General features: G+C 72.5%; 12 protein-coding genes. 8 read left to right on the forward strand and 4 right to left on the reverse strand.

Going from position 1 to position 11,882, the window contains the following annotated elements; all coding sequences use genetic code 11:
- Positions 1-321: 321 nt before the first annotated feature.
- The 3 genes from G446_RS0109180 to G446_RS0109190 all read left to right on the forward strand — a co-directional run bounded on the left by G446_RS0109180 (position 322) and on the right by G446_RS0109190 (position 4,044).
- On the forward strand, positions 322-1,239 hold the full coding sequence (locus G446_RS0109180) for a DUF808 family protein (protein WP_026409926.1): 918 nt from the start codon (positions 322-324) through the stop codon (positions 1,237-1,239).
- Between the two features lie 427 nt (positions 1,240-1,666).
- A complete protein-coding gene (lnt, locus tag G446_RS0109185) occupies positions 1,667-3,205 on the forward strand; it encodes an apolipoprotein N-acyltransferase (RefSeq protein WP_026409927.1) in 1,539 nt (512 codons plus the stop codon).
- A 29-nt stretch (positions 3,206-3,234) separates the two neighbouring features.
- Entirely contained in the window at positions 3,235-4,044 is an 810-nt protein-coding gene (locus G446_RS0109190; protein ID WP_026409928.1) for a polyprenol monophosphomannose synthase, read from the forward strand.
- Here the strand turns inward: G446_RS0109190 and G446_RS0109195 are convergent.
- Complete coding sequence (locus tag G446_RS0109195; RefSeq protein ID WP_026409929.1) at positions 4,026-4,379, reverse strand: RNA polymerase-binding protein RbpA; 354 nt, start codon at positions 4,377-4,379, stop codon at positions 4,026-4,028. The genes G446_RS0109190 and G446_RS0109195 overlap by 19 nt on opposite strands.
- A gap of 330 nt (positions 4,380-4,709) precedes the next feature.
- Between G446_RS0109195 and G446_RS0109200 the strand changes: the two genes are divergently transcribed.
- Both G446_RS0109200 and G446_RS18810 read left to right on the forward strand, forming a co-directional pair.
- Entirely contained in the window at positions 4,710-5,834 is a 1,125-nt protein-coding gene (locus G446_RS0109200; RefSeq protein WP_026409930.1) for a 6-phosphofructokinase, read from the forward strand.
- 89 nt (positions 5,835-5,923) lie between these two features.
- Positions 5,924-6,394, forward strand: a complete 471-nt coding sequence (locus G446_RS18810) for a GNAT family N-acetyltransferase (protein WP_169721280.1) — start codon at positions 5,924-5,926, stop codon at positions 6,392-6,394.
- A 482-nt stretch (positions 6,395-6,876) separates the two neighbouring features.
- On the opposite strand, the gene G446_RS0109210 is transcribed toward G446_RS18810, so the two are convergent.
- The 3 genes from G446_RS0109210 to G446_RS0109220 all read right to left on the reverse strand — a co-directional run bounded on the left by G446_RS0109210 (position 6,877) and on the right by G446_RS0109220 (position 8,721).
- On the reverse strand, positions 6,877-7,497 hold the full coding sequence (locus G446_RS0109210) for a DJ-1/PfpI family protein (RefSeq protein WP_026409931.1): 621 nt from the start codon (positions 7,495-7,497) through the stop codon (positions 6,877-6,879).
- A gap of 27 nt (positions 7,498-7,524) precedes the next feature.
- The gene (locus G446_RS0109215; protein ID WP_026409932.1) at positions 7,525-8,052 is read right to left on the reverse strand and encodes a GNAT family N-acetyltransferase; all 528 of its coding nucleotides are present in this window, start codon (positions 8,050-8,052) and stop codon (positions 7,525-7,527) included.
- A gap of 111 nt (positions 8,053-8,163) precedes the next feature.
- A complete protein-coding gene (locus tag G446_RS0109220) occupies positions 8,164-8,721 on the reverse strand; it encodes a GNAT family N-acetyltransferase (RefSeq protein ID WP_026409933.1) in 558 nt (185 codons plus the stop codon).
- 83 nt (positions 8,722-8,804) lie between these two features.
- On the opposite strand from G446_RS0109220, the gene G446_RS19985 reads away from it, so the two are divergent.
- The 3 genes from G446_RS19985 to G446_RS0109235 form a co-directional block, all read left to right on the forward strand.
- Entirely contained in the window at positions 8,805-8,957 is a 153-nt protein-coding gene (locus G446_RS19985) for a hypothetical protein (RefSeq protein ID WP_156916600.1), read from the forward strand.
- A 179-nt stretch (positions 8,958-9,136) separates the two neighbouring features.
- Positions 9,137-11,023 carry a glycoside hydrolase 5 family protein gene (locus tag G446_RS17095; protein ID WP_211228282.1) on the forward strand — a complete coding sequence of 629 codons (1,887 nt, stop codon included), beginning with the start codon at positions 9,137-9,139 and terminating at the stop codon, positions 11,021-11,023.
- 555 nt (positions 11,024-11,578) lie between these two features.
- On the forward strand, positions 11,579-11,882 hold a 304-nt coding region (locus G446_RS0109235), incomplete at its 3' end, for a transposase (protein ID WP_026409934.1).

An 11,882-nucleotide genomic window follows, 5' to 3' on the forward strand; every position in this document is an offset into this window, starting at 1 on the left:
AAGTGACGATCTCGCGGAATCCGGCCAGGGCGGTCAGGACCCGGACGGCCGGGCCCGGCTTGCGTAATGCGAGCCCAGCGCAACACAATCCACCCCGCCTCGCACCGTGCGAGCTCAGCGCGACGGAATTCGCCTGCGCTCGATTCTCGCCATCCCACCTCGCACAATGCGAGCCCAGGTGACATCACCGAAGCGACTCCCCCAGGGGCGGGGCGCGCTTCTTCCCCGGACGCCGGTCGGCGGATGGTACGCTCCCCGACCGGGATGCCGCTGCGCTCATTCCCCATCGGCATCGAGGCAGATCCTCCGACAAGGAGTCCCATGTCCGGTTTCTTCGCCCTCCTGGACGACATCGCCACACTCGCCAAGCTGACGCTGTCCACCCTCGACGACACCGCCTCAATGGCGGTCAAGACCACCGCGAAGGTCTCGGCGGCCGCCGTCGACGACGTCGCCGCCACCCCGCAGTACGTCACCGGCATCACCCCCGACCGGGAGCTGCCGATCATCAGGAGGATCGCGCTCGGGTCCCTGCGCAACAAGCTGCTCGTCATCCTGCCCGTCGGCCTGCTGCTCAGCTGGCTGGCGCCGGCCGTCCTGCCGGTCGCCCTCGTCGCGGGCGGGATGTACCTGTGCTTCGAGGGCGGGGAGAAGGTCCTGGGAGGGGCGCTCGGCCCGGAGCACGCCGACGACGAGGACCAGCCCAAGGACGAGGACGCCGTCGTGCGCCGGGCGGTGACCACCGACATGGTCCTGTCCACCGAGATCATGCTCCTGGCGCTGGCGCAGGTTCAGGGCGAGTCCTCGCTGCGGCGCGTCGTCGTGCTGGTCCTCATCGCCCTCCTCATCACCTTCGCCGTCTACGGCCTGGTCGGGGCGCTCATCAAGCTCGACGACGCCGGAATCCACCTGGCGCGGCGCTCGCGCATCCCGGCGGGGCGGTGGGCGGGGCGGGCCATTGTGCGCGCCGCGCCCGTCGTGTTCAAGATCCTCGGGGTTCTCGGAACGGTCGCGATGCTGTGGGTCGGCGGTCAGATCCTCGCCCACAGCCTCGCAGAGCTCGGACTGACCGGGCCCCACCACATCATCGCCCGCGCGGCCGATCTGAGCGGCAACCCGGTCCTGTCATGGCTGCTGGGCACCGGCGCCGCCCTCGTCCTCGGCCTTCTGGTCGGGTCGGTGCTCGCGGCCCTGGCCGCGCTGGCGGCGCGGGTGCGGCGGCCCGCGACCGGCGCGTGACGCATCGGGGGAGAAGCGGGGCGGCGGCCGCGCGGGAGCGGATGGCCGCCTGCATGGACGGACCGGGGGAGAAGCGGTCGCGCGGCGGGGCGGTGCGCGGCAGGATGGGCCCTGCCGGGCGCCTATGCTTTTGCGCGTGACCGCACGCCCGAGCGCATCCTCGGCCCCGCGGCGCCCGACCAAGGGCCGCGGGGCCGCTTCGTCCCGCCCGCGGAGCGGATCGGCCCGCCGGGCGCAGCCCTCGCGGAAGGCGGACCGGGCGCCGGGGGTGAAGAGCGCAGCGGACTCGGCGAGGAAGTCCCCGCGGAAGGCGGACCGGACGATCCGCTCTTCGGAGGCGAGGAGTGCAGCGGCACGGGCCCCGCGGGAGCGGGAGGAGGAGCGGACCCCGCCCCGCCCGCGGGGCGGACCGCTCGAGTCCCTGGCCATGGCGCTCGGCGCCGGGCTGATCCTCGCCGCCGCCTTCCCGCCCCTGGGCCTGTGGTGGACCGCGCCGATATCCCTGGCCGCCCTGAACCTGCTCGTCGCCGGACGCGGGATGTGGGCGGGCGCCGGGCTCGGCCTCGTCTTCGGCCTGGGCCTGTTCACCCCCCTGCTCCACTTCGCGGCCGTGGCCATGGGCAATGCGGTGGGCTGGGCGGCCCTGACCGCGGTCGAGTCCCTCTACCTGGCGGCTCTGGGGGCGGGCTGGGCGCTGGTCTCCCGGCTGCCCGCCGTCGAGGAGGGCCCCCGGGCGGCCCTGTGGCGGGTGACGGCCTTCGCCCTGCTGTGGTGCGGGGCGGAGGAGCTGCGCTCGAGCTGGCCGTGGGGCGGCTTCCCCTTCGGCCGCCTCGCCTTCGCCATGGCCGACTCCCCGGTCCTGCCCTTCGCCGCCTACGGCGGGTCGATCGGCGTGGGCCTCCTGGTCGCCCTGAGCGGCGGCTGCCTGGCCGAGTTCGTCGCCCAGGCGCGCCGTCGGGCCCTCGTGCCGGGCCTGGCCGCGGCCGCCGCCGCGGGCACCCTGCTGCTCAGCCCCCTGGTCCTGCCCGTCGAGTCCGCCCCGCAGGACGGCGCCGTGCGCGTGGCGGCCGTCCAGGGCAATGTCGCCGAGGACTTCGAGGACGCCTTCGATCGCGCCCTGGAGGTGACCGGCAACCACGCCGAGGCCACCGAGCAGCTCGCGGCGCGGGTGGGCCCCGGCTCCCTCGACGTCGTCGTCTGGCCCGAGAACGCCGCCGACCTGGACCCCCGCGACCATCCGCGCACCGCCGCGCTCGTCGAGGGGGCGGCCCGGGCCGCGGGCGCCCCCGTCCTGGTCGGCGCGGTCGCCTACGAGGGAGACGTGCGCTACAACGACATGGTCGTGTGGACGCCCGGGAGCGGCGCGGGGGACTACTACCGCAAGCACCGGCCCGTGCCCTTCGCCGAGTACATCCCGCTGCGCGACCTGGTGCGGCGCTTCTCCGGCCAGGTCGACCGCATCGGCACCGACATGGCGCCGGGGACCGGGCCGCAGACCCTCACGGTGCGCGCCGCCGCCCAGGGCCGCGACATCACCCTGGCCATGGGGATCTGCTTCGAGGTCGCCTACGACGACGTCCTGCGCGAGGGCGTCGTCCAGGGCGGCGAGCTCATCGTCATCCCCACGAACAACGCCAGCTTCCTGCACTCCTCCGAGGCCGCCCAGCAGCTGGCCCAGGGGCGGGTGCAGGCCGTGATCCACGGCCGGAGCGTGGTCCAGGCCTCCACGGTCGGCATCACCGCCGTCATCAGCCCGCGGGGCGTCGTCGAGCAGCAGACCCGCCCCTACACGCAGGCGAGCCTCGTGGCCGACGTCGGACTGCGGACCTCGCTGACCGTGGCCGACCGCCTGGGGGACTGGCCCGCCCGGGCCGCGCAGGTCGGCGCCGCCGCGCTGGCCGTCGTGGGTATCCTGGTGGACGCACGACGACGCCTGGGCCGAGCGCTGCAGTCGCGCCGTCGGTGAAACGTATCCGACCACCCGGAGAGAGAGCAGTGAAGGTCCTCGTCGTCATACCCACCTACAACGAGATCGAGTCGCTGCCCGGCGCCCTCGACCGAGTCCGCGCCGCCGTGCCCGAGGCGAACATCCTCGTCGTGGACGACTCCTCGCCGGACGGCACCGGCGCGCTGGCCGACTCGCGCGCCGGCGAGGACGAGCGCATCCACGTCCTGCACCGCAAGGAGAAGAACGGGCTGGGCCCGGCCTACCTGGCGGGCTTCTCCTGGGCGCTGGCCAGCGGCTACGAGCTCATCGTCGAGATGGACGCCGACGGCTCCCACCGGGCCGAGGACCTGGCCCTGCTCGTCCAGCGCGCGCAGATGGCCGACGAGCCCGACCTGGTCATCGGCTCGCGCTGGGTGTCGGGAGGGGCCACCGAGGGCTGGGACGCCAAGCGCGTCCTGCTCTCGCGGGCCGGCAACCTCTACATCAACGCCATGCTCGGCATGCGCGTCAGGGACGCCACCGCCGGCTTCCGCGTCTACCGGGCCTCGATCCTGCGGCGCCTGGACCTGGGGGCCGTGGAGGCCCTGGGCTACGGCTTCCAGGTCAATATGACCAAGCTCGTGGCGGATATCGGCGGGCGGATCGTCGAGATGCCCATCACCTTCCTGGAGCGCGAGGCGGGGGAGTCCAAGCTGTCCGGGGGCATCTTCGGCGAGGAGCTGAGCCTGGTGACCAAGTGGGGCCTGCGCAAGCGCGGCGGCCAGCTGCTGCGCGCCATCGAGCGCGGGGAGCAGTGGCTCATGGACGCGCGCGACGAGCGCGCCGCGCGCCGGGCCGGTCAGAAGCGCCGCCGGTAGATCTCCCCGGAGCGCAGCAGCTTGAGCCGCTCATCGAGGAGGACCTTGAGCTCGTCGATGCTGCGGCGCTCCAGCAGCATGTCCCAGTGGGTGCGGGGGGCCTTCTTCGGCTCGTCGTCCTCCGGCTCCTCCTCACCGCGCAGAGCCGCGACCTGGCCGCACTCGGGGCACTCCCAGGTCTGGGGGACCTCGGCCTCGGTGGACATCGGAACCGTCGTCACGTGGGCCAGGGGGCACTCGTAGGTGATCATCTGCCGCTCGGCGAACTCCACGCCGTCCTCGGACTCCATCGACTTCGCGCCGATGGTCATGCCCCGCAGTGCGCGGTCTGCCATGCTCGTGCCTCTCTCGCTGGTGGTGCGTGCGCGTCCGCGCCCGGACGCGGCGGGCCCGTGGCCCGCGGACAATGACAACGCCGGGCGGCGCCGGATTCTTCCCGGGACTTCCCGCGCGCCCGGGCGCGCCCCGCCCGCGGAGGGATCCTACGTCGTCGGGCGCCCGCGGGCCGACGCCGGTCGGTGCGGGCCGACGCCGGTCGGTGCGGGCCGACGCGGCCCGGGCGGGCACGGCCCGCGGACCGGGCCGCGCGCCGTCGGGCGTCCGCGGACCGGGCCGGGCGGCGGCCGGCGGGACGGGACCGCCCGATCCGGCGCATACTTGGGGCCATGGCAACCAAGCGCATCGGGATCCTGACCGCGGGCGGGGACGCCCCTGGACTCAACGCCGCCATCCGCGGCCTGGGGAAGGCGGCGATCCAGGAGCACGGCTGGAAGCTCATCGGCTTCCGCGACGGCATGCGGGGCCTGGCCGAGAACCGCTTCACCGAGCTCGACGGCGCCTCGCTGTCGGGCATCCTCACCATCGGCGGCACCATGCTGGGCACGAGCCGCGACAAGGTCCACCGCATGGTCGTCGACGGCCAGGCCCGCGACATGATCCCCACCATCGTCGAGAACTACGAGAAGGACCGCCTCGACGCGCTCGTGTGCCTGGGCGGGGGCGGCACCGCCAAGAACGCCAAGCGCCTCATGGACGCTGGCCTCAACGTCCTGCACCTGCCCAAGACGATCGACAACGACATCGTCGGCACCGACACCTCCTTCGGCTTCGCCACGGCGCTGGAGATCGCCACCGAGGCCGTCGACCGCCTCCACTCCACCGCGCACTCCCACCACCGCATCATCCTCACCGAGATCATGGGCCACCGGGCCGGCTGGCTCGCCCTGGGGGCCGGCATCGCCGGGGGCGCCGACGTCATCCTCCTGCCGGAGATCCCCTACGACGTCGACGCCATCGCCGAGCGGATCGAGCGCCGCCGCTCCCGCGGGTCGACCTTCTCCGTCGTCGCCGTCGCCGAGGGCGCGCTCAACAAGGCCGACCGCGAGGAGATCGAGCACGCCGAGGCCCTGGTCAAGGACGCCTCGACCCCGGAGGCCAAGGCCGCCGCCAAGCGCGGGGTCAAGCGCCTGGAGGCCTCGCACCGCGCCAACACCTTCACCCTGGCCGAGCAGCTGGAGGAGCGCACCGGGCTGGAGGCGCGCGTGACCATCCTGGGCTACGTCCAGCGCGGCGGCACCCCCAACGCGGCGGACCGGCTGCTGGGCACGCGCCTGGGCGTGGCCGGGGCGCGGGCCATCGCTGAGGGCAAGTTCGGCGTCATGGTCGGCGACCGCGGCCAGGGCACCGAGCTCGTGCCCCTCAAGCAGGTGGCCGGGAAGGTCAAGTACGTGCCCCGCGATCACGAGTGGATTCGGGCGGCGCGGGCCGTGGGCACCGCCCTGGGCGACTGATCGCGGTCTTGGCCCGCCTCCGAGCCAGCTCCGGCCCGGGGCTCCGCGCCGGGACCGGGCCGCCTCCTCGCCGGGGTATGGAGTACTTCATGAGCCTGGCGGACCATCCCGTTCAGGGCTTCAGCCTCATCGAGCTGCGCGGCGCTGGCGACGACGGGCGGGCGGTGGCGGGGACCGCCGTCGGGCTCATTATGATCAAGCCGATTCCGCCCTCGGGCGGGGGAGAGGCGACGGTGCTGGAGATCGGCTGGCGGCAGGTGGCCGAGCGCTGCGGGCACGGCTATGTCACCGAGGCCGCGCGGGCCGTCCTCGACGCCGTGCACCGCGCGGGGGTGGAGCGCCTCGTCGCCGTCGCGGACTCGGAGAACCTCGCCTCGCAGCGCGTGGCGGTTCGCATCGGCATGGAGCGGGTCGGGCCCACCACGGAGTTCTACGACGCCGAGACCGTGCTCTTCCGCTCCACCCGCCCCCGCGATCCGCGGGCGGCCCGGCTGCCCGCGGGGTGGGAGCTGCTCCCGGCGGAGGAGCGCGCCCTCCTGCGGTCCGCAGAGGTCTCTTGAGCCCTTCTCGTCAGGAAGGTCCTTGGAGCGGTCGGGATCGTTGTGATGGTGCGGGAGGGCGAGTCCGGGGTGGTGCGGGTGGGGCTCCTGGGACAGTCCGGGGCGGAGGCGTGTCCGAATCTGTTGCAAAGGCGCCCCGGGTCGGGATCGGCCGCGAGAAGAAGCGCGGAATATCAACGATTCTCTTTCGGCGCTTCGGCGCGATCCGGGCCTTTGCAACAGATTTGGACAAACGGCGCACCCACGGGCCCCTGCACGGACGGCGGCCGCGGCGATCACCCCGCTCCCGCCCCCGGATCGGGCCGCCCCCGCCCCACCCCCGGGCGCCGAGACGTGCACTTCGCGCTCGAGCGGGCGCTTTTAACCGCACGTTTCGAGGGCAAAATGCACCTTTTGACGAGGAGGGGGCCGGCCGCGAACTCGTCCTCTACTCCGACGACGCGCCCGTGGCGCACGCGCTTCGGTATCGTCGTCCGGCGGCCTCACTGCGGACCGTGAAGTCGGGCGAAGGGGTCCCGGGCGGGGTCGGTGCGGGGCTCGTACTCGATCCGCTCCGCGATCGCGCGCATCCGCGCGGCGCCGTAGAGCTCGCCGATGAGCGCCGCCGTCATGTCCATGCCCGCGGCCACGCCCGAGGAGGTCCACCGGTCGCCGTCGTGAACCCATCGGGCCCGGGGCTCCCACGTCACCGAGGAGCCGAACCCGCTGGCCCACGCGAAGGAACGCTTGTTGCTCGTCGCCCGGCGGCCGTCGAGCAGGCCGGCCGCCGCGAGCAGCGCCGAGCCGGTGCACACGGAGACGACGAGGCGGGCCCGGCGCCCGATCTCCGCGAGCCGGCCGAGGAACCGCACGTCGTCGACCAGCTTGCGCGTGCCGCCGCCCCCGGGTACGAGGACGATATCCGGTTCGACTAGATCCTCGTATCCGCACCCCGCCACGACCCGGCATCCCTGCGAGCTCGTCACTGGCCCCGCGGCGGGGCCCGCGTAGTCGATGGCGACGCCCGGAACCAGATGGAGCATCTCGACGGGTCCGAAAACGTCGAGCAGCTCGAACCCGTCGAAGAGGATCACCGAGACCGTGCGCGCATCAACTCCAGCCACATCGACGACCCTACGCGCTCTTCGCGCTCAGGCGCTCGGGCGCAGGTCGATCCAGTAGCGGCGGCGCAGCGGCCCGCCGGGAAGCCGACGGCGGTCCTCCAGGACCCCGCCGTGGTGCTCGATGACGGCGGCGGAGATGGAATTGTCGTCGTCGCAGGTGATCAGGACGCGATCCATGCCGCGCCCGGCGGCGACGCCGAGCATGGCGCCGAGCGCCCAGGTGGCCACGCCCCGCCCCCGCGCGCTGGGGCGCACCGCGTAGCCGATCTGGCCGTCGGCCTCCTCCAGCCAAGGCGTGAGGCCAGCGCGCAGGGTGATCCGCCCGAGGTAGTCGGGGCCGTCCACGATCCAGCGGTGCAGCGCGGGCACCCACCCGGGCGGCGGGTCGTGCTCCTCGGCGTTGAGCTGGGCGATCAGCTCCTCGAGCACGCCGGGGGAGGCGAGCTGGTCCCCGCGCGCGCACCAGCGTCCGGTGAGGATCCCCTCACCGCCCTCGGCGACGGCGGAGAGGAAGGAGTCCCGGTAGCTCAGGGCGGGGGCGACGAGTTCGTACACGCCGTCATCTTAAAGGCCGGGCGCCCGGCGCCGCGGTCATGGCATCGGGATGCCCGGGGGAGTGGGGGAGCGGGGTGAGCCCGGCCCGGTGCGCCCTGGGCGCGGCGGCGCTCATGGCCGGTCGAGTCGGCGGGTCATGAGGGTGAGGTCGAGGATCCGGCCGTGCTTCTGCCCGGCGGCCGGGATGGTGCCCACGAGGGCGAATCCCGCCTTCTCGTGCAGGCGCCTGGACGCGGCGTGGCCGGATTCGATCTGGGCGACCATGGTGCGGTCGCCCGCCGCCCGGCACGCCCGGACGAGCGCCGTCAGGAGTCTGGTGCCGAGGCCCCGTCCCCGGGCGGTGGGGGAGAGGTAGATGGAGTCCTCGACCGTGCGGGCGTATCCCTCGTAGGGGTGCCAAGGGCTCGCGACGGCGAAGCCGACCATGCGCTCGCCGCCGTCCCCGCCGTCCCGCTCGCCGCCGTCATCCCTCTCGACGGCGACGAGCGCGGTCCCGCGCGCGATCTGCGGTTCCAGCCAGGCGACGGCCTCGTCGGGGTCCTGCTCCCGCTCCGTCCAGATCGCCAGGGAGTCGCGGATGGCGGCGTTGCGGATCCTCCGGATGGCGGGGGAGTCCGCGATGACGGCGCGGCGCACGAGCGCACCGCGCGAGTCGCGGGGATCTGCCATGGTTCAACTGTAGGGCCGTCGCACTGCGGACCGACCCTGATCGTTCCGGCGGGGGCGACGGCGTCATCCTGCTCGGCGAGTAGGTGAACGACCCCCCGAGTGCCACGCCCCTGGGCGCCCTCTTCAGGGTCATTCTCCCGGCCGCCGCCAGGCCCGGGGTCGTGGCCGTCGCCATCGTCTTCCTCCTGCTCCAGCGCAGTTTCGTGGCCGGGCTGACGGCGGGCGCGGTGAAGTAGCCCCGGGGCCGGATCCCGGGCGGTAGTCTAACAATATCCGGCGATTCGGATCCGGAAGAGAGATAACAAGAGGAGAGGACTGACACATGCAACCACGACCCATGAGGACGCTCGCCGGAGAAGGCGGGAGGCGGCCCTGGATCGGAGCCAATTTCTGGTCGCGAGAGGGCGGCCCGCGAATGTGGTCCAGGTACGACGGCGATATCGTCCGGCAGGAACTGCGGGTCCTGCGCGAGCACGGCCTGACGATGACGCGCTCATTCTTCTACTGGCCGGATTTCATGCCCGAGCCGGACAGGCTCGACGAGACGGCGTGCCGGTGGTACTCGGATTTCCTCGACGCGCACCACGAGTTCGGGATGGGCACGATCCCCACATTCATCGTCGGGCACATGTCGGGGGAGAACTGGGACCCGTCCTGGCGCCAGGGGCGCGATATCTACTCGGACGTGTGGATGGTCGGACGCCAGGCGTGGTACATCACCGAGCTCACGCGCCGCTTCCACTCCCACCCGGCGGTCATCGGATGGCTCATCTCCAATGAGATCCCGATCTACGGCGGGGAGGGGGACGAGCGGATCATCAATTCCTGGGTGCTGCTCATGGTCAACGCCGTCAGGGCCGGGGGAGGAACCCAGCCGGTGAGCCTGGGGGACGGGCAGTGGGGCGTCGAGACGACCGGGCACGACTCCGGATTCTGCTCGCTCGAATACGGGCCGCTCGTCGACTTCGTGGGACCGCACGTGTACCGGATGGAGCACGACAGGATCCGCCAGCACCTCAAGGCGGCCTTCATCTGCGAGCTCGCCGCCGTCGCGGATCGGCCGGTCATTATGGAGGAGTTCGGGCTCTCCAGCGATTTCGCCTCGCCGCAGGCCAGTGCCACCTATTACCGGCAGCTGCTGCACGCGACGCTGGCCGCCGGCGCGACGGGGTGGATCGCGTGGAACAACACGGACTACGACAATATCAAGGACCAGCGGCCCTACTCCCACCACCCCTTCGAGCTGCACTTCGGGATCACGGACCACCGGGGCCGCCCCAAGCCCCCTCTGAAGGAGCTGGAGATCTTCTCCGAGGAGCTGCGCGATATCGACTTCGGCGGCATTGAGCGGGCCCGGACCGATACCGCGATCATCGTGCCCTCCTACCTCACGGCCCGGTACCCCTTCACCGAGGACGCCGAGCGCGTTCTCATCGTCGACGCCTCCGAGCAGGCCCACGTCGCGGCCCGCGAGGCCGACCTTGCGCCCGGCGTCGTGCACGAGCCCGCCTACGGGGGCGGCGGGGGACTGCCCGGCGGCTACGGGCTCTACCTCCTGCCGTCGGCCAAGCAGCTGACCGCCCCGTCCTGGCGGAGACTGGGGGAGCTCGTCCGTGCGGGCGCGACGGTGTACGCCTCCTACTGCGCGGGCGAGACGTCCGCGCAGCGGGGCCCCTGGTGGAACGACCTGGAGGGCCTGTTCGGCGTGCGCCAGCTGCTCACCTACGGGCTCAACGACCCGGTGGACGAGGACGTCGTCGAACTCACCCTCGAGGAGGACTTCGGGAACCTGCCCGCCGGCGCGGTGCTGTCCTTCGCCGCCGCCGGGAACGCGGAGGCCCGCGCCCGCCTGCCGATCGAGGTGGTCGACCCGTCGCGGACGCGGGTCATCGCCCGCGACGGGCGGGGCCGGCCCGCGCTGGTCGAGTGCCGCCACGGGCGGGGGCGGACGGTGCTGTGTACCTATCCGGTCGAGTACTTCGCGGCGCGCCGGGGACGGGTCAACCCGGAGGACACCTGGCGCCTGTACGACGCGCTGGCGGTCGAGGCCGGGGTCACCCGCCCGGCGCACGTCGACGACCCCCTGGTCATGGTCGACTCCCTGCGCACGGCCGACGGCGCCCAGTACACCATCGTGCTCTCCCAGCACGACGAGCCCGTCGAGGTGAGCATCGACTACGACGACGGGGGGGCGCAGCGATCCCGTGCGGCTGGAGCCGCTGGGCGCCCGCCTCGTCCGGCGGCCGGAGACCGATCCGCGAGACGGCGGGGGAGCGCCCCCGACGCGGTGAAGTCAATTTGAAGGCGCCGCGGGTTCCTCCTTCGAGGGGCCCGCGGCGCCGCATATCCGAATCTGTTTCAAAGACCCCGATCGAGCCGGAGCGCTGAAAGAGAATCGTTGGTATTCCGCGCCTCCGCATCCTCCCGATGGCGGGGGAGTCCGTAGCGCCTTACGACCAAATCAGCCTGTCGCGCAAACCGACGTATTGTCGCGGTCGGGGCAGCTTTTGTCTTCTGGATTAGGGGCGCGGGAGATTACTCGTCTGCACTTGGAGCATCGGCACGTGGATTGAGGTCCACAAGAATGGCGTTCGCCTGTCTCGATACACTTACAAGTGCGTGGTGCTCCCTGATGTGACCGAAGCGCACGAGGAAACCGACCCAGAGGGTCTCAATGCGTCTCTTCGCGTTTGAGGGTGTGGTAGGAGGAGTTCATCGGTGAGTCTTTCCCATTAGGAAAATTCTAGGGTGTGTTGCGTAAGTCGGGTGGGGGCGGCGTGGCGTGCCGGGCGGGGCGAGGCCCTCGGGGTATCACGGGTGGTGTGAAATCGAATCGCGATACCGGCGAAGGCCTCGGATGGCGAGTATAGACGCATCCGCCCGCCATGATCTGACCGATGCCCGGTGGGCGCTGCTCGAGCCCCTGCTGCCCGCCCCTCCGGTGCGGGGCAGGCCCCGCCGCCGCCCGCTGCGCGCCATGATCGACGCCGTGCGGTGGCGCACCCGGGTCGGGGCGCCCTGGCGCGACGTGCCGGCCCGCTACGGGCCCTGGTGGAGGGCGCGCGCCCTGTACCGCGCCTGGCAGCTGAACGGGGTGTGGGAGCGCATCGAGGCGGCCCTGGTCGCCCGGGCCGACGCCGCCGGGAAGATCGACTGGCGGG

This window comes from Actinomyces dentalis DSM 19115, from assembly GCF_000429225.1.
Lineage (GTDB): Bacteria > Actinomycetota > Actinomycetes > Actinomycetales > Actinomycetaceae > Actinomyces > Actinomyces dentalis.

Coding starts and splice junctions, on each gene's coding strand:
- G446_RS0109180 (WP_026409926.1), top strand. CDS start 322: ATGTCCGGTTTCTTCGCCCTCCTGGACGACATCGCCACACTCGCCAAG.
- lnt (WP_026409927.1), top strand. CDS start 1,667: ATGGCGCTCGGCGCCGGGCTGATCCTCGCCGCCGCCTTCCCGCCCCTG.
- G446_RS0109195 (WP_026409929.1), bottom strand. CDS start 4,379: ATGGCAGACCGCGCACTGCGGGGCATGACCATCGGCGCGAAGTCGATG.
- G446_RS0109200 (WP_026409930.1), top strand. CDS start 4,710: ATGGCAACCAAGCGCATCGGGATCCTGACCGCGGGCGGGGACGCCCCT.
- G446_RS18810 (WP_169721280.1), top strand. CDS start 5,924: ATGAGCCTGGCGGACCATCCCGTTCAGGGCTTCAGCCTCATCGAGCTG.
- G446_RS0109220 (WP_026409933.1), bottom strand. CDS start 8,721: ATGGCAGATCCCCGCGACTCGCGCGGTGCGCTCGTGCGCCGCGCCGTC.
- G446_RS17095 (WP_211228282.1), top strand. CDS start 9,137: ATGTGGTCCAGGTACGACGGCGATATCGTCCGGCAGGAACTGCGGGTC.